Here is a 17,689-nt window from a genome sequence, read left to right as displayed (position 1 = left end):
ATAGCGGCCTCAACGGCGGCTTTGCGCGGATCCACCGGTTCAGCCGGTGCGGCAGGTTCGCCGCTGGTCTGCTGTTCCTGCTTGCGCGCCTTCGCACGGGCGATCGCGGCCTCAACGGCGGCTTTGCGCGGATCGGCATCCACTGCGGTGACGTTCCCGGCCTGTTTTGCTCGTGCCAGCGCTTTGCGCGCTTCGCGAGCGGCTATCACCGCACTATTGTCCGGTTTTTCACCGGCTTTGATCATGACCGGTTGAGTCGCTTGCGCCTGTTTTTCTTTGACGCGAGCCAGGGCGGCGGCAATGGCATCCTGATCTTTTGCCGCAGGCTGCACGGCGGCTTTCTTGTGACGTTCCAGACGCGCCGCTTTCTCTCGTTCCAGGCGAGCCTGACGCGCTTCAAAGCGCGCTTTAGCCTCTGCCGCGCGTTTCTCTTCCTGACTTATTGCGTAAAGCTCGGCTTTCTCCTGACGGAAATATTGCACCAACGGAATATTGCTCGGGCAAACCCAGGCACAGGCGCCGCATTCAATGCAGTCGGCAATGTTATGCGCCGTGGCTTTGTCATGCTGTTGCCCTTTACTGAACCAGTAAAGCTGCTGGGGCAGAAGATCTGCCGGGCAGGCGTCGGCGCAGGCGCTACAGCGAATGCAGCCTTTCTCTTCCTGTGGTTTACCCATCTCTGTCGCTGACGGCGCCAGCAAACAGTTGGTGATCTTTACGACCGGCACATCGAGCCACGGTAGGGTGAAGCCCATCAGCGGGCCGCCCATAATCACCATCTGATCGGCAGAAGGACAGAAACCGGCATCATTTAACAGATGTTTCACTGGTGTACCCAGCCTCGCCCAGACGTTGCCTGGACGACTGACCGCTTCACCGGTGAGGGTCACAACCCGTTCAGTAATCGGTTCTCCATCGACGATCGCGCGTTTTACCGCATACGCCGTACCGACGTTTTGCATCAGTACGCCGATGTCGGAAGAACGACCGCCGTGCGGAACCTGCTTCCCGGTCAGGATTTGGGTCAGCTGTTTTGCACCGCCCGACGGATATTTCGTCGGGATGACACGCAGTGAGATATCCCGCGCGTCGGCCAGCACCGCACGCAGCATTGAGATGGCCTGCGGTTTGTTATCTTCGATACCGATGAGGACTTCACGAGGTTGCAGAATATGCGCCAGGATGCGGATACCCTCGACAACCTGCGCCGCACAATCCTGCATCAGCCGATCGTCGGCAGTGATATAGGGTTCACATTCCGCCGCGTTGATGATCAGCGTTTCAATTTTGTCGCCGCCACCCTTTAATTTATTGCCGGTTGGAAAGCCGGCACCGCCCAGTCCAGCGACGCCGAACTGGTGAATACGTTCGATTAGGGCTTCGCGGCTCTGCGAACGGTAATCCTGCCAACCTTCGCGTTCAATCCAGCGGTCTTCGCCGTCGGCGTCGATGATCACGCTAAGTTCAGCTAATGCCGAAGGATGCGCCGTTGAGTGGGGCGCAATGGCGATCACCGTCCCGGAAGTGGGCGCATGAACCGGGAGCATTCTTCCCCATCCACGGGTCAGCGCTTGTCCGCGCAATACGTGTTGCCCTTCGGCGACGCACAGTTCACCTTCGGCACCGATATGTTGTTTGAGCGGCATAACAAAGCGCTGCGCGAGGGGAACCTGACGCAGCGGCGTGCCGTTTGACTGGGTTTTCATTTCCGGCGGATGGATACCGCCGTTGAAATCCCAGATCTTATCTTTTCTGAAAGCAGAGAATAACTTAAGCATGTTGTTCCACGGGGATATTACGCACGGGGATCGTGTTCAAATCCCACTTCCAGCTGTCAGGTGTTTCGGCGACCGGACGCAGTTCAATGCAGTGAGTCGGGCAGGGATCCACGCACAGATTGCAGCCCGTGCATAAATCACTCATCACCGTGTGCATGGCACGCGTTGCGCCAATAATGGCGTCCACCGGGCAGGCCTGAATACACTTGGTGCAGCCGATACAGTTGGCTTCATCAATCATCGCCAGCATGCGGACCGGCGCCACATCCTGTTCATCGCCATCAATCGGCTGGGGATCCACGTTCAGCAGTTCAGCGATTTTTAACATCACCGCTTCGCCGCCAGGCGCACAGCGGTTAATTTTTTCACCCTGACTGCCAATCGCTTCCGCATAGGGGCGACAGCCGGGATAGCCGCATTGCCCACACTGGCTCTGCGGCAGAATCTCATCGATTTTTTCAACGACAGGATCATCCTCCACCGCGTAACGACGGGAGGCGTAACCCAGGATAGCGCCGAACACCAGGCCCAGCAGGCTCACGGCGGCAACGGCAATCCAGATAGCATTCATTACAACTTCACCAAACCACTAAAGCCCATAAAGGCCAGAGACATTAATCCGGCGGTAATCAGCGCAATGGCGTTACCGCGAAACGGTGCCGGGACATCTGCAACGGCGAGACGCTCGCGAATCGCCGCAAACAGCACCATCACCAGCGAGAAGCCGACGGCGGCGGAAAAACCGTACAGCGCCGACTGTAAAAAGTTATGGCCGAGATTGATATTCAGCAGCGCGACACCGAGAACCGCGCAGTTGGTGGTGATCAGCGGTAAGAAAATCCCCAGCAGGCGATAGAGCGCCGGGCTGGTTTTGCGCACCACCATTTCAGTAAATTGCACCACGACCGCGATAACCAGAATAAAGGCCAGCGTGCGCAGATAAATGAGATTGAGCGGGATCAGGATCCAGGTGTCAATCAGCCAGGCGCAGATTGAGGCCAGCGTCATCACAAACGTGGTCGCAAGCCCCATCCCCATCGCGGTTTCCAGCTTTTTGGAAACGCCCATAAAAGGACAAAGCCCCAGAAACTTAACCAGTACAAAGTTATTGACCAGTACAGTTCCGACAAACAGCAGCAGGTAATCAGTCATTTTTCGGCCTGAAATAAAAAAGCCGCCTATTATCTGACAATCTACAGCAGGCGACAACAGGTTAACTGTAAGGTTATTACGGGTTCACAAAGGTCGTTTTCACACGCGAGGAACGCTTGAAATAGGGCACTAACAGTGCTGCCGCCAGCAACGGGAAGAGTAACTGACGCACAGCTAAGGCGTCGGGCACCGGTGAAAAGGCAAAAGCCTTGACCGCCAGTAAAACGGAGACCAGCAGCCAGATAATATAGTGCTTCGGCACACTGCGTCTGCGCTTAAAGAACGCAATCGTCAACCACAGGGTGTAATACCACATGGCAATCGCGGTAAGAAAAGAGACGCCCCACAACAGCAGGTTGCCGGTACTTTGCTCCGTCAGCATCGCCAACGTTTTAGGCGAGGCGAGCGCCGTAGCATACAGGAACAAGGCCAGCGACGCACTCAGCAAGGCGACTAAAAGCCAGGCCAGCGGGCCCAGTAACCAACCGCCAATGCGCTGTGCCGGTGTTGTGGTCATAAAATCTCCGGAATTGCCAGACGTACCGTTGTTTTTGGGGCAATTATTATAAAGCTTTTACCGGCAAGCGCTACTTTCTTATTGCACGTAGTGCCAGACGGATTTCGGTACCTGACCAACATCAAAAAGGCGACCGCCGGAGACCAGTTCTGCGCGGCGATGATCGGCCGCGCGATACATATTGATAATGTCATGATCGTCGGTCAGGGTGTAGTGCAGGTGGTCAAACAGTTTTTCCAGGCTTTCGAGCGAGCTAATTTTGCGAAATTTTAATAAATAATCCTGAACAGTCATAAACAGGGATCCCTATATAWAAAAATAAAGCCACGAGTGGTGAAGGTAAAATAAACCTGTCCCGGTGAAAGGAACCGGCAGGTAAAGGCCGAAAAAGTATTTTCTTAAATGGTGTTTGCAGTGCCAGACGACACCAGAACGAAGGGTAACGCGCTTCGCCATCACTGGCAATAAGCGCCGGCATGGGAGGCCGCACAATTCGCTTTTTCAGATAATTTTTCGGCTTTTTCTGCAAATAATTCGGGAAAACCGACTTTCCAGGCGACATACGCCGCCTGGTGCGCTATTTCTGCTGAACAGCGGCAGTCGGTTCGGGAGGCTGATAATTATCGATATGATTGGCAACGCCAAGGAGGACCACGGAAACCGCAAGAACCACCCAACCTGTTAATTCAATAAGACGATTGATGACTGACGACATTTGCTTGATTTATCCTTAAATACCGGCAGCAGATGTTACTTAGCAATAATTATCCCGGCAAGTGTTTCGGGAACGATTTCAGCGACTTTATACCGACAAACTGCCCGAAAGTGACATTTATTTGACTTAAGTTAAATAACGACCTTTATAGCCTCAGGGTTATTAAACTATTGTGAGTGGTTCATGGATAGTGTGAAATAGTCACAGACTGAAACGAGAGGCATATATATGAGTGACAACATCCGTGTAGGACTGATTGGCTACGGATACGCCAGTAAAACGTTCCATGCCCCCCTAATTGATGGCACGCCGGGACTGGAACTGGCCGTCGTTTCCAGTAGCGATGCAGCGAAAGTGAAGGCGGACTGGCCTTCCGTGGCCGTTGTCTCTGAGCCGAAGCATCTGTTTAACGACCCTAATATTGATCTGATCGTCATACCCACACCAAACGATACCCATTTCCCGCTGGCCAAAGCGGCGCTGGAAGCGGGTAAACATGTGGTGGTTGATAAACCTTTCACCGTGACACTGTCACAAGCGCGCGAACTGGATACGCTGGCACGCAGTCTGGGACGGGTGCTCTCTGTTTTCCACAACCGTCGTTGGGACAGTGACTTTTTGACCCTGAAAGCGATGCTGGCGGAAGGCGTTTTGGGTGAGGTCGCCTATTTTGAATCGCATTTCGACCGCTTTCGTCCGCAGGTACGGGATCGCTGGCGTGAGCAAGGGGGACCGGGAAGCGGTATCTGGTACGATCTGGCACCGCATCTTCTTGATCAGGCGATCAATCTGTTCGGTCTGCCTGTCAGCATGACGGTAGATTTGGCCCAGTTGCGCCCGGGGGCACAGTCAACGGACTACTTCCATGCCACGCTTTCCTACCCGCAGCGTCGGGTGATCTTACACGGTACGATGCTGGCGGCAGCGGAATCGGCGCGTTACATCGTGCATGGTTCGCGCGGCAGCTATGTGAAGTACGGTCTGGATCCGCAGGAAGAGCGTCTGAAAAATGGCGAGCGCCTGCCGCAAGAAGACTGGGGCTACGATATGCGTGATGGCATCGTCACACGCGTTGAAGGCGAAACACGGGTGGAAGAGACCTGGCTGACTGTGCCGGGGAACTATCCGGCGTACTATGCCGGGATCCGCGATGCGTTGAATGGTCACGGAGAGAACCCTGTACCGGCGAGCCAGGCTATCCAGATTATGGAACTGATTGAACTGGGAATTGAGTCGGCGAAACATCGTTCGACGTTATGCCTTGCCTGATGTCTGAAAGGCCCGATGAATCACGTCGGGCCTCTTTTCGTTATGCCGCCGCCACTTTTTCTCGCAGCGCCTGTTTTTCCGCCGCACTCAGGAAGGCGATTTCCAGTCCGTTAATCTGTGCCTGACGAATCTGCTCACGGCTCAGTCCTGCTGCCGGTGCCGCAACGGTATATTCGTGAATGATATCCACTCCCTGGACCGCCGGATCGTCAGTATTCAGGCTGGCGAGGACGCCATGCTCGAGGAACGTTTTCAGCGGATGCGCGGACAATGATGCCACGGTGCTGGTCTGAATATTCGACGTCAGACAGGATTCGATGCCAATCCGTTGTTCCGCGAGGAAATCCATCAGCGCCGGATCCTCAACCGCTTTCACGCCGTGGCCGATGCGTTCCGCACCCAGTTCGCGAATGGCCTGCCAGATGCTTTCCGGACCGGCAGCTTCTCCGGCGTGCACCGTAATGTGCCAGCCTGCGTCACGCGCGCGGTTGAAGTGGGACAGGAACAGGCTGCCAGGGAAGCCCAGTTCATCACCGGCAAGGTCAAGCGCGGTGATCCGATCGCGGTGCGCCAGCAGTGCTTCCAGCTCCTGTAGACACGAGGCCTCGCCGAAGGTCCGGCTCATGATGCCGATCAGTTGCGCCTGCACGCCAAAGGTTTTACAGCCTTCATGTACGCCAGCGATGACCGCTTCCACCACGCCAGCAACCGGCAGCTGATGTGTCATTGCCATGTAGCCCGGAGAAAAACGCAGTTCTACATAGTGCAGGCCATTGCGCGCGGCGTCTTCGATATTTTCAAACGCGACGCGGCGACAGGCGTCGAGGGACGCTAAGACTTTCACGCCCCAGTCCAGTTTCGACAGAAAGCTAACCAGATCCGGTTCAGTGGCCGTGACCTGTACATGAGGGATCAGCGTTTCAAGGGTTTGCGCGGGGAGGGGCAAATTGAACTGGCGGCCAAGATCCAGAATGGTTTGTGCCCGGATGTTACCATCAAGGTGGCGATGAATGTCAGTTAACGGCAGGGAATTATCAATCATGGTCGCACTCATTATTCGTATATAAAAGTGCGCGCTATTATAAAAACAAAAGCAGGGGAAAAGCTATGTTGCGCAATGATTAATTCCATTGCGCAACCGGGGTCAGCGTATTGATCGGATCGCGTTAATTAATCCGTTCACGCCTTTTTCGAGTTTTGAACGTGGACAACCGGCATTCAGTCGTACAAAACCGCGTCCTTCATCACCGTAAGTAAAGCCGGGCATGATGGCGATTTTTTCCTGTTGAATCAGCGCATTCTGCAATGCATTATCATCAACGTTTAATACCCGCAGATCGATCCACGCGAGATAGGTCGACTGCGGTACCGGCCAGTTAAGTTCAGGAAAAGCGTCGTTCAGCGTATCCGCAATGTAGCGTAGGTTGTCCCGGAGATACGCCCGTAGTGCGTCCAGCCACGGCTCACCCTGTTCATAGGCCGCGATATGAGCAGTCAGTGCCAGCACGGCGGGAGAGGACAGACCGTCGCGACCTTTCAACGCGTTGAGATACGTATCACGACTTTCAGCGTCTTCAATCATCCCGTAAGCGCCGGTCAACGCCGGAATATTGAAGCTTTTGGAGCCAGAGGTAAACAGCGCCCAATTGTCACGCGCCACATTGCTCCAGGGGATGTGCGGCTGTTCGCCCCAGACCATATCCATATGAATTTCATCAGATATGACCCGCACGCCGTGACGCTGGCAGCGTTCCGCCATCGCTTCCAGTTCCTCGCGCGTCCAGACTTTACCGGTCGGGTTATGCGGACTGCACAGCAGCAAAATTTTACTTTCCGGGCGCGCCAGCGCCGCATCCAGTTTCTCTATATCGCAATGCCAGTGGCCATTGCGCTGTTCCAGTGCCACCGGAACAACATGGCGCTGATTGCCTTCGATAGCCTTATAGAACGCGTCATAGGCTGGGGTATGGAGCACCACGCCGTCACCGACAGAAGACCACTGGCGGATGAGCTGTGACACCATATAGATCACGGAAGGGCCATACACCAGCGATCCGGTATCGATACGCGTATTGTGGCGCCGGGCAAACCAGTGGGCAATCGCGCCGAGAAACGCCTCATTCTTCCAGCGACTGTAGCCCAGCACACCGTGAGCGAGGCGCTGATTCAGCGCCTCCAGGATGCAGGGAGCCGTCGCGAAATCCATATCAGAGATAGTAAACGGCAGCAGGTCGGCAGTGCCGAAGCGATCGGCCACGTAATCCCATTGCGTGCACCATGTACCGTGACGGTCAACAACCTGTGAAAAATCAAACATGTGCGTGTCCTTATGCCTGAACGGTGTTCATCAGACCGGCCATTTCATCTTTAACCGACTGGACCTGCGGGCCAATCACCACCTGCAGGTTATGTTGATTCAACTGCACGACACCAATGGCACGATTGTCCTTCAGCGCCTGCACATCAACCTGCGACATATCCTTAACAGAAAGACGCAGTCGGGTAATGCAGTTATCCAGACTAACGATGTTATCCGCACCGCCCAGCGCAGCCAGAATAGCAGGTACGTTATAACCTGATTTTCCCGGCGTACCGGCAACGGCTTTTTCGATCGAGCTGGCAATCTCACTGTCACGACCCGGTGTTTTGAGGTTAAAGCGAGTGATCGCGAAGCGGAAGATAGCATAGTACACCACGAACCAGACTGCCGCGACGACCGGTACCAGATACCATTTGGTGGACAGTCCGTGGAGGATCCCAAACACCACAAAGTCGATGATATTGCCGTCAGTATTACCGATAGTCACACCCAGAACCGACATCATGGTAAAGCCCAGACCGGTTAGCAATGCGTGAATAACATACAGTACCGGAGCGACAAACAGGAACAGGAATTCCAGTGGTTCCGTGGTGCCGCCAACGACGCAGGCAATCAGACCCGAGATCAGCAGCCCTTTGATCTTGTGACGATTCTCAGGACGCGCGCAGTGGTACATCGCTAACGCCGCACCCGGCAATCCGCCGAGAAATGCCGGCATTTTACCCTGTGACAGGAAGCGGGTGGCGCTTTCTGAGAAGCCCTGCGTGGTCGGGCAACTCAGTTGCGCCTGGAAAATGGTCAGCGCGCCACTCACCGTATGACCGCACACTTCCTGGGTGCCCCCGGCGTCGGTAAAACGAATTAACGCCACCAGAATGTGATGCAAACCAAACGGCAACAGCAGGCGTTCGCCCGTACCAAACAGCATCGGACCAAAGTCGCCCGCACTGTTAATCATATGACCCAGACCGCTGATCCCCATCGCGAAAACCGGCCACACTAACGGGATCACCAGACCAACCAGTCCCATCACCACTGAGGAGACGATTGGGACAAAGCGGGTGCCGCCGAAGAAGGCCAGCGCATCCGGCAAACGAATGTTATGAAAACGCTCGTGCAGCATCCACACGATAATACCGGCGATTACCGCACCGAGGATCCCGGTGTCAATTGACTGAATACCGAGGATATTCTGGATGTTGTTGGCTTTCAGGACCGCCGCATCGGTGGTCGGCAGAATACCCTTTGCTGTCAGCCAGAAGTTAACGGCGAGGTTCATTACCGCGTAACCGACAAAACCGGCAAACGCTGCCACGCCTTTGTTTTCGCGCGCCAGCCCAAGCGGGATCGCAATACAGAACATCACCGGCAGGAAACTGAAGGCAAAGGAGCCAACTTTGCTCATCCAGGTAAAGATGGCCTGTAGCACCGGATTACCCAGTGCCGGAAGCAGGGTGATCACATCGTGGCTGCTTAGCGAACTGCCAATCCCCAGCATAATCCCGCAAAACGAAAGCAGCGCCACGGGCAGCATAAACGTTTTTCCTAACTGCTGGAAAAATTCCCACAGCGTAATCTTTGGTGTTGTTTTCGCCGTCATCTAACGACTCCTTGTGCAAATCCATCGGTAATGAGAAAATTTGATCAAGAAGATAAAACGTTTTATCACTTTTTAGTGCGGTGAAAATCACATTATCAGACGATATTAACGCGTATAAATAGGGGTAATAGATAAAACGTTTTATCTGTCACATTATCAGGGAGTCTGGCGTTTTTATGGCCATAGCCAAAAAAATCACTATCCACGATGTTGCACTGGCGGCGGGCGTCTCCGTCAGCACGGTTTCACTGGTACTCAGCGGCAAAGGTCGTATTTCAACCGCCACCGGCGAACGGGTGAATGCGGCGATAGAACAACTCGGTTTTGTGCGTAACCGTCAGGCTTCGGTGTTACGGGGGGGCCAGAGCGGAGTGATTGGATTGATTGTCCGCGATCTGTCGGCTCCGTTTTATGCTGAACTGACTGCGGGATTAACGGAAGCACTGGAAGCACAGGGCCGGATGGCGTTTTTGTTGCATGGTGGTCAGGATGGTGAACAACTGGCGCAGCGTTTTGCCATGCTCTTGAATCAGGGCGTTGACGGCGTGGTGATCGCCGGGGCGGCGGGCAGCAGCGATGACCTGCGCCTGATGGCGGAAGAAAAGGGCATTCCGGTGGTTTTCGCCTCGCGAGCCAGTTATCTGGACGACGTGGATACCGTGCGTCCGGACAATATGCAGGCCGCGCAACTGTTGACGGAGCATCTGATTCGTCACGGTCATCAGCGCATCGCATGGTTGGGTGGGCAGAGTTCATCATTAACGCGTGCGGAACGCGTCGGCGGCTATTGTGCGACACTGTTGAAATACGGTTTACCGTTTCACAGCGACTGGGTCATGGAATGCGCATCCAGCCAGAAGCAGGCCGCCGAGGCCATCGGCGCGTTACTACGACGCAATCCGACCATCAGCGCCGTGGTGTGCTACAACGAAACGATTGCGATGGGCGCATGGTTTGGCCTGATGCGGGCGGGACGGCAGAGCGGTGAAGTGGGGGTTGATCGCTACTTTGAGCAGCAGGTTTCATTAGGCGCCTTTGCCGATGTGGCGGAAAACGCGCTGGACGATCTGCCAATTGTCTGGGCGACAATGCCGGCGCGGGAAATGGGCTACAGTCTGGCGGAACGCATCCTGCAACGCATTGCGCGTGAGGATAGTCACACCCGCAGCCAGACGCTATCTGCGCGACTGGTGGTGCAAGAATAAACCCCTCCGCAGAGGGGTTCTGGTGATTACGGCTGGGGCAGCACCATGCCGAACATTCCGACAAACTCCTCCAGCGGCATCTTCTTCCCGTTTAAGGTCACCTGACCATTCGCGTACTGCAGGCTGGTGCCAATGGTGTTGTCCTCAAGGGTGGTAATGCGGAACATCTGTCCCATCGCGGCCAGGCCTTTCACTTGCTGGTTGGCAAGTTTAGCGGCTTCATCCTGCTGATAACCTTCCAGACGGGCGACCTGAGTCATAAACTCAACGGCCATATCCACCGGAATTGACAGCTTACCGTCGAGCGATTTCAGCGAACGGTCGACTTCGTCGGCCAGCGTTTGCGGTTCACCTTGCGCGGTGGCCGGATCCTTCAGGAACAGGGATAAATTCAACGCCGTTTCACCTTTGGCATTTTTCCAGCTCAATGGCGCAATGGTAATGACCGGTTCGCCTTTCATCAACAGCGGCAGGGCACCAAAGAAAGCTTCGGTCACTTTCTGCTGATACAGTTCCGGGTTGTCCGCCACGTCCGGCTGCGATAACAGCGCCTGGGTCTGGGCATTATACTGCTGGCTAAACTGATGCCATGCCGCGCCGTCAATCTGACCGACTTTCAGCGTCAGCTTGCCGCTTCCCAGATCCTGATTCTGAACCTTGAGGCTGTTCAGGGTGTAATCCAGTTGGCTGTTGATGGTTTTACCGTCATCCACGAGATCGGTCTTCCCACTGATCTCCATGCCTTCCAGCAGCGCCATCTCTTTGCCTTCAACGGCGAGGGTCATTTTCCCAATCGTGATTTTCTGATCGCCGACGCGCTCACCAAAGCTGGCAAGCGTGCTGGAACCTTCTGTTTTCAGGTCGTTAAAGGAGAGCTGGACCTTTTGATCGTACTCGTTCACCGCATCGACCAGACCGCTCTTTGCTTCACCGGAAAGGGAAACCACGTTGCCTTCTTTATCGGCATTGAAAATAAATTCGCCGCCGCTGAAGGCGACTTTCTCCGCCCCTTTTTCGTAGTTCAGCGGTTTCAGCGACATTGCGGAACGGGTATCGCCGCTGTAGCTGATTCGCGAATTGATCTCAAAAGGCGTTTCACCTTTCGCCATCTCAAAGAGCGGTTTGCTGACGTTATTGTTGACCAGGGTCGTCTTCACCGAGGCCATCGACGGCAGAAGATTAAAGGTTTTCAGTTGCGCGAACGGGAAGGGGCCGTGATCGACGGATTCGTCAAGCACCACGCTTTGGCCAGCTTTCAGCCAGGGATTTTCTTTTCCGGCCACCGGCTTGAGCACCAACTGTAACTGGCTGCTGAAGATGCCACGCTGATAGTTCTGATAAGCGAGTTCCACGTTTGCTTCCGGCGCGGTGAGTTTAATCTGCGCATTGGCCTGGTCGACCATCTCAGCAAGATGGGTTTCCAGCTTTTTACCTGTGTACCACGCACCGCCCGTCCAGACGACGCCGAGTGCGACAATCACACCTGCAGCTACCAGCGATTTTTTCATATTGTTTATCCATAAAATGAAACCAGGCGGTAGAGACCGCCTGGCAAAGTCATAAGCCGATTACAAGCTTAGCAAGAGTAACTACAAAATTCAGTAAGTTGCTAGAGTTTGTTGTAAACCCGCGCCACACGGCCCACGCCGCTGACGCTCACCGGCGACTCTTCGGCGCTGATAAATGCCGATTCTCCCGGTTTCAGCACCAGGCGCTGCTCGCCTTTGCGTAGGATAGCTTCGCCCTCAACGCAGAAGAGTATCGCGGCGCTTTGCTGGTCAATCGCGGTTTCTTGCGCAGACAGGTCGTGCAGGGAGAACGCGAAATCATTAACCGGGATCGGGAAATCAAGTTCCGCGCCATGTTTCACCGGCGTGGTCAACAACTGGTTCGCCGGTTTTGCTTCAAACTTCACATTGGCAACCAGTTCCGGAATGTCGATGTATTTCGGCGTCAGACCCGCGCGCAGCACGTTATCGGAGTTGGCCATCACTTCCAGCGCCACACCTTGCAGATAGGCATGTGGCGTTTCGGCGAACAGGAACATCGCTTCACCCGGATTGAGCTTCACCACGTTCAGTAGCAGAGGTGAGAAGAGGCCGCTGTCGTCCGGGTAAAACTCCGCGATAAGACGGATGGTCTGCCACGGCTCGCCTTGCTGGGTTTCCAGCGCCGCTTTCAGAATCGCCAGCGCACGGGATTTCTCCTCACCCTGCATACTTAACAGAGCGGCAAACAACTGGCTCAGCCGCTCGGCGTTGGGCTGTTCGAGAAAATGAGCGATGGCAGTGTGTGCGCCAGCCACCGGTTGCAGCAGCGAAACGATTTCAGAGAACTCGCGAAACGCGTTCATGGCAAGGAACGGGGTCAGCGCGAAGACCAGCTCCGGCTTGTGATTGGGATCTTTGTAGTTGCGCTCTGCGGCATCCATCGGGATACCGGCGGCGTTCTCTTTAGCGAAGCCAATTTCAGAATTGCGCTTGTTCGGATGCACCTGGATGGACAGCGGCTGCGCGGCGCAAAGCACTTTGAACAGGAACGGCAATTCGCCGAATCGCTCTGCCACGGCATCACCCAGCAGCGCGGATTGATTGCCGTCAATCACATCACGCAGCGAGACGACCTGACCGCCGGCATCTTCAATTTTCGAACTGCTTTTCGGGTGGGCACCCATCCACAGCTCTGCCATAGGTAACTGCTGCGGATTCGCCAGACCATAGAGTTCCGTCAGCGCCGTTTTACTTCCCCAGGCGTAGTTCTGCACGGAGTTGATGAGTTTTTGCATGTTCAATGCCCTGTTGCAAGTTGGAAATCAGTGGGAACTTAATTCGACTATTAAAGCAAGAAACCTGCGGGAAGTAACCTGTGGGCGCAAAAAGTCGTACTTGTCTCAGTTTTTGTTAAAAAATTGTGTAGGATAGTGTAACTCGCTTTTAACGAGGGCAATGGAACATCTGCCCTGAAGCCTAAGAAAATCAGACCGAGCAGTAAGTGAGAGAACAATGTCAAACAAACCCTTTCATTATCAGGATCCTTTTCCCCTTAAAAAGGATGATACCGAATACACCCTGCTGACCAGTGAATACGTCTCCGTCGCCGAATTTGAAGGACAAGAGATCCTTAAAGTCGATCCGGAAGCGTTAACACTGCTCGCGCGCCAGGCCTTCCATGATGCCTCATTTATGCTGCGCCCCGCACACCAACAACAGGTTGCTGATATTCTGCGCGACCCGGACGCCAGCGAAAACGACAAATATGTGGCGCTGCAGTTCCTGCGTAACTCTGACATCGCGGCGAAGGGTATTTTGCCAACCTGCCAGGATACCGGCACGGCGATTATTGTCGGCAAAAAAGGCCAGCGCGTCTGGACCGGTGGTGGTGATGAGGCGGCGCTGGCGCGTGGGGTATACAACACCTACATCGAAGATAACCTGCGCTACTCGCAAAACGCCGCGCTGGATATGTATAAAGAGGTGAACACCGGCACCAACCTGCCGGCGCAGATTGACCTCTACAGCGTCGATGGCGATGAATACAAATTCCTTTGCATCGCGAAGGGCGGCGGCTCCGCAAACAAGACTTATCTCTATCAGGAAACCAAAGCGCTGCTCACACCGGGCAAACTGAAAAACTACCTGGTTGAGAAGATGCGGACGCTGGGAACCGCAGCATGTCCGCCATACCACATCGCCTTTGTGATCGGTGGGACGTCGGCAGAGGCGAACCTGAAAACCGTGAAGCTGGCGTCGGCGAAATACTATGACGAACTGCCGACTGAAGGGAATGAACATGGTCAGGCGTTCCGTGACGTCGAGCTGGAAAATGAACTGCTGACGGAGGCGCAAAACCTTGGTTTAGGCGCGCAGTTTGGCGGCAAATACTTTGCCCACGATATTCGCGTGATCCGTTTGCCGCGCCACGGCGCATCCTGTCCGGTCGGGATGGGCGTCTCCTGCTCGGCAGATCGCAACATCAAAGCGAAGATCAACCGTAAAGGCATCTGGATCGAGAAGCTGGAGCACAATCCGGGTAAATACATTCCTGAAGAACTGCGTAAAGCGGGCGAAGGGGAAGCGGTTCGCGTTGACCTGAATCGTCCAATGAAAGCGATCCTCGAACAGCTGTCGCAATACCCGGTGTCGACCCGTCTTTCCCTGAACGGCACGATCATTGTTGCTCGTGATATCGCGCACGCTAAATTAAAAGAGCGGATGGATAATGGCGAAGGGCTGCCGCAGTATGTAAAAGATCACCCGATTTACTACGCCGGTCCGGCGAAGACGCCAGAAGGCTATGCCTCCGGTTCACTCGGTCCGACCACCGCCGGGCGTATGGATTCGTATGTTGATCAGCTTCAGTCGCAGGGCGGGAGTATGATCATGCTGGCGAAGGGTAACCGCAGTCAGCAGGTGACTGACGCCTGTCAAAAACACGGCGGATTCTACCTCGGCAGCATTGGTGGTCCGGCGGCCGTACTGGCGCAGGGCAGCATCAAGAGCCTGGAGTGCGTGGAGTATCCGGAACTGGGAATGGAAGCGATCTGGAAAATCGAAGTCGAAGATTTCCCGGCCTTTATTCTCGTTGACGATAAAGGAAACGACTTCTTCCAGCAGATTCAGACGTCGCAGTGCGCACGCTGCGTTAAGTAACGTCAGCCGCCCTTCGGGGCGGTTTTTTTTATCGCACAAACCACCAAACGGTGGTGCTGTCATCGTTGATACTCATAAGACCGCAAGCATGTGGGCAATGTCGAACATAACCTAATCAATTCATTATCTAAGGAGCAGGTCATGGTAACGGTACGCAGCGAGAAAGATTCGATGGGCGCGATTGATGTCCCGGCAGATAAACTGTGGGGGGCACAAACCCAACGTTCACTTGAGCATTTTCGGATCTCCACCGAGAAAATGCCCGTCTCGCTGATCCACGCGCTGGCGCTCACCAAGCGCGCAGCGGCAAAGGTTAACGACGATTTAGGATTGCTGGCCGCCGACAAAGCTGCCGCCATTATGCAGGCCGCGGATGAGGTGCTGGCAGATAAACACGCGGAGGAATTCCCTCTGGCTATCTGGCAGACCGGGTCGGGTACGCAAAGCAACATGAATATGAACGAAGTGCTGGCAAACCGGGCCAGTGAGTTGTTGGGCGGCGTTCGCGGCATGGAGCGCAAAGTCCATCCAAATGATGACGTCAACAAGAGCCAGAGTTCGAACGACGTCTTCCCGACGGCAATGCATGTGGCTGCGCTGCTGGCGTTGCGCAATCATTTGATTCCGCAGTTGCAGGTGTTGTTGAAGACGCTGAACGAGAAATCAGACGCTTTCGCCGATATTGTCAAAATTGGCCGTACTCATCTCCAGGACGCCACGCCGCTGACGCTGGGACAGGAGATTTCTGGCTGGGTGGCGATGTTAGAACATAACCTGCGGCACATTGAAAACAGTCTGCCGCACGTGGCGGAACTGGCGTTGGGCGGCACAGCGGTCGGCACCGGGCTGAATACGCATCCGGAATATGCCCGTCGCGTCGCCGATGAACTGGCGGCCATCACCCAGGCTCCCTTTGTCACCGCGCCGAACAAGTTCGAAGCGCTGGCGACCTGTGATGCGCTGGTTCATGCTCACGGCGCGCTGAAAGGGCTGGCGGCGTCGCTTATGAAAATCGCCAACGATGTGCGTTGGCTGGCGTCCGGGCCACGCTGTGGCATTGGCGAAATCGCCATCCCGGAAAATGAACCGGGCAGCTCGATCATGCCGGGCAAGGTTAACCCGACCCAGTGTGAGGCGCTGACGATGCTGTGTTGTCAGGTGATGGGGAACGATGTGGCGATTAACATCGGCGGCGCATCAGGTAACTTCGAACTGAACGTCTTCCGTCCGATGGTGATCCACAACTTCCTGCAATCGGTGCGTCTGCTGGCGGACGGTATGGAAAGTTTCAACGAACATTGTGCGGTCGGTATCGAACCCAATCGTGAGCGGATTAATCAGTTGCTCAATGAATCACTGATGCTTGTCACCGCGTTGAATACCCATATCGGCTACGACAACGCGGCGGAAATCGCCAAGAAAGCACATAAAGAGGGGCTGACGCTGAAAGCTGCGGCTCTGGCGCTGGGCTATCTCACCGAAGTGGAGTTTGACAACTGGGTGCGGCCAGAGCAGATGGTCGGCAGTATGAAACCAGGTCGTTAATCCGCCACATAGAGGTGCAGCCGCGGAATTATCAGACGCAGCGGCTGTGCCTGCGGTTTAAAGCGATGCTGTATGTTTTCGGCATCGTAGTTCAGTAGCTCGCCAATATCCGGCATACCTGCGCCGTTTTCCATATTGATCAACGCGATAAGCGGCGTAGGGCAGGCATGCTGTACCTGCTTTTGCTCGCCTTTGTACCAGACCCGGGCAATGGGCTGGACTTTGACCGGACGCTTAATTTTGAGTTTTGCCTGTTGTGGCAGGGCGGCGATATCCTGATATTCACGCTCCAGTTTTGCCTGCCACTCCTCGCGGGTCCAGGGATGTACGCTGCGCGGCGTATTCAGACTCTTTTCCAGTTGCGCCAGTACCTCATCGCGTTGCAAATTCTTGATGATATGTTTATTCGCCCAGCCAAAACGCAACGTCGCCGGATCGTTTATCACCGTCAGCGTCCGATAGGCATTGAGCGTAATCAGCCCCGGCAGATGGCGATGGACCCATTCAAAGCGCGCCGCAGACGGCAAACCGGACTCCACGGTGACAATATGCTCAAAAGTGGTTTTCAACTGATTGATGCGCTGTACCTGATTTTCCAGCGCCGCCTGGCTGGCACTACACACCTGATAGCACAGCACGCCCGGCAGACGCACCGCCGCTTTACTGCTACGGGTTTCGGACTGCTGCTGAATAAACAAGTGGCGATAGTGCGCCAGCGCCAGCGCTTCGGCCTCCTTACCCAGATGCTGCTTTACCGCAATGGTATCCAGCGGGGCGTGCTCGGCCTCTTTGGTCACCTCCGGCAGCGAAAAGACACGGGCAATCATCAGATGATGTTCTCCGAGCGCTTGCGTTAGTTCAGCCAGCGTCTGCTCCATCTGGCGAAATGTGGTGTTCAGTCTGTCGACAAGATCGTAACGGGCCATTGCGCACCTCATT

The 17,689-nt window shown here is 54.9% G+C and carries 16 protein-coding genes; 4 read left to right on the top strand and 12 right to left on the bottom strand.

The window, feature by feature from the left end; all coding sequences use genetic code 11:
- The 6 genes from rsxC to blr all read right to left on the bottom strand — a co-directional run.
- A partial coding sequence (gene rsxC / locus JTI98_RS16075; protein ID WP_252869599.1) for an electron transport complex subunit RsxC occupies positions 1–1,778 on the bottom strand: 1,778 nt, incomplete at its 3' end.
- Positions 1,771–2,349 carry an electron transport complex subunit RsxB gene (gene rsxB / locus JTI98_RS16070; RefSeq protein WP_043000785.1) on the bottom strand — a complete coding sequence of 193 codons (579 nt, stop codon included), beginning with the start codon at positions 2,347–2,349 and terminating at the stop codon, positions 1,771–1,773. The genes rsxC and rsxB, both read right to left, overlap by 8 nt.
- Positions 2,349–2,930 (bottom strand): electron transport complex subunit RsxA, encoded by a 582-nt coding sequence (gene rsxA / locus JTI98_RS16065; RefSeq protein ID WP_003029144.1) that lies wholly within the window; start codon positions 2,928–2,930, stop codon positions 2,349–2,351. The genes rsxB and rsxA overlap by 1 nt, the downstream gene beginning before the upstream one ends.
- A 76-nt stretch (positions 2,931–3,006) precedes the next feature.
- The gene (locus tag JTI98_RS16060) at positions 3,007–3,447 is read right to left on the bottom strand and encodes a DUF2569 domain-containing protein (RefSeq protein WP_044328197.1); all 441 of its coding nucleotides are present in this window, start codon (positions 3,445–3,447) and stop codon (positions 3,007–3,009) included.
- Between the two features lie 78 nt (positions 3,448–3,525).
- Entirely contained in the window at positions 3,526–3,741 is a 216-nt protein-coding gene (gene ydgT / locus JTI98_RS16055) for a transcription modulator YdgT (protein WP_043000783.1), read from the bottom strand.
- A 283-nt stretch (positions 3,742–4,024) separates the two neighbouring features.
- Complete coding sequence (gene blr, locus JTI98_RS16050; RefSeq protein WP_043001937.1) at positions 4,025–4,150, bottom strand: division septum protein Blr; 126 nt, start codon at positions 4,148–4,150, stop codon at positions 4,025–4,027.
- A 240-nt stretch (positions 4,151–4,390) separates the two neighbouring features.
- On the opposite strand from blr, the gene JTI98_RS16045 reads away from it, so the two are divergent.
- Positions 4,391–5,431, top strand: coding sequence for an oxidoreductase (locus JTI98_RS16045; RefSeq protein ID WP_044265354.1), 1,041 nt, complete (start codon positions 4,391–4,393; stop codon positions 5,429–5,431).
- A 40-nt stretch (positions 5,432–5,471) separates the two neighbouring features.
- On the opposite strand, the gene add is transcribed toward JTI98_RS16045, so the two are convergent.
- From add to malX, 3 genes are all read right to left on the bottom strand, one after another.
- Positions 5,472–6,473 carry an adenosine deaminase gene (gene add, locus JTI98_RS16040; protein ID WP_216081524.1) on the bottom strand — a complete coding sequence of 334 codons (1,002 nt, stop codon included), beginning with the start codon at positions 6,471–6,473 and terminating at the stop codon, positions 5,472–5,474.
- 102 nt (positions 6,474–6,575) lie between these two features.
- On the bottom strand, positions 6,576–7,748 hold the full coding sequence (locus tag JTI98_RS16035) for a MalY/PatB family protein (RefSeq protein ID WP_216081523.1): 1,173 nt from the start codon (positions 7,746–7,748) through the stop codon (positions 6,576–6,578).
- Positions 7,749–7,758: 10 nt separating this feature from the next.
- Positions 7,759–9,351 carry a PTS maltose transporter subunit IICB gene (malX, locus tag JTI98_RS16030; protein ID WP_044254641.1) on the bottom strand — a complete coding sequence of 531 codons (1,593 nt, stop codon included), beginning with the start codon at positions 9,349–9,351 and terminating at the stop codon, positions 7,759–7,761.
- A 176-nt stretch (positions 9,352–9,527) separates the two neighbouring features.
- Between malX and JTI98_RS16025 the strand changes: the two genes are divergently transcribed.
- Complete coding sequence (locus tag JTI98_RS16025) at positions 9,528–10,556, top strand: Mal regulon transcriptional regulator MalI (RefSeq protein ID WP_216081522.1); 1,029 nt, start codon at positions 9,528–9,530, stop codon at positions 10,554–10,556.
- A gap of 26 nt (positions 10,557–10,582) precedes the next feature.
- On the opposite strand, the gene JTI98_RS16020 is transcribed toward JTI98_RS16025, so the two are convergent.
- Together JTI98_RS16020 and manA are read right to left on the bottom strand one after the other, a co-directional pair.
- On the bottom strand, positions 10,583–12,064 hold the full coding sequence (locus JTI98_RS16020) for a YdgA family protein (RefSeq protein WP_216081521.1): 1,482 nt from the start codon (positions 12,062–12,064) through the stop codon (positions 10,583–10,585).
- Between the two features lie 101 nt (positions 12,065–12,165).
- Positions 12,166–13,341, bottom strand: a complete 1,176-nt coding sequence (gene manA / locus JTI98_RS16015; protein WP_216081520.1) for a mannose-6-phosphate isomerase — start codon at positions 13,339–13,341, stop codon at positions 12,166–12,168.
- A 217-nt stretch (positions 13,342–13,558) separates the two neighbouring features.
- On the opposite strand from manA, the gene fumB reads away from it, so the two are divergent.
- Positions 13,559–15,205 (top strand): class I fumarate hydratase, encoded by a 1,647-nt coding sequence (gene fumB, locus JTI98_RS16010; RefSeq protein ID WP_044254633.1) that lies wholly within the window; start codon positions 13,559–13,561, stop codon positions 15,203–15,205.
- 141 nt (positions 15,206–15,346) lie between these two features.
- On the top strand, positions 15,347–16,750 hold the full coding sequence (gene fumC / locus JTI98_RS16005) for a class II fumarate hydratase (protein WP_044328202.1): 1,404 nt from the start codon (positions 15,347–15,349) through the stop codon (positions 16,748–16,750).
- Here the strand turns inward: fumC and tus are convergent.
- Positions 16,747–17,676 carry a DNA replication terminus site-binding protein gene (tus, locus tag JTI98_RS16000; RefSeq protein ID WP_216081519.1) on the bottom strand — a complete coding sequence of 310 codons (930 nt, stop codon included), beginning with the start codon at positions 17,674–17,676 and terminating at the stop codon, positions 16,747–16,749. The two genes, fumC and tus, sit on opposite strands and share 4 nt — an antisense overlap.
- Positions 17,677–17,689 lie beyond the last annotated feature (13 nt).

This window comes from Citrobacter sp. MGH 55 (assembly GCF_016906145.1).
In the GTDB taxonomy this organism is placed as follows: domain Bacteria; phylum Pseudomonadota; class Gammaproteobacteria; order Enterobacterales; family Enterobacteriaceae; genus Citrobacter_A; species Citrobacter_A amalonaticus.
The sequence above is the reverse complement of the archived record's forward strand: the minus strand, read 5'-3'. Positions and strand labels throughout refer to the sequence as shown.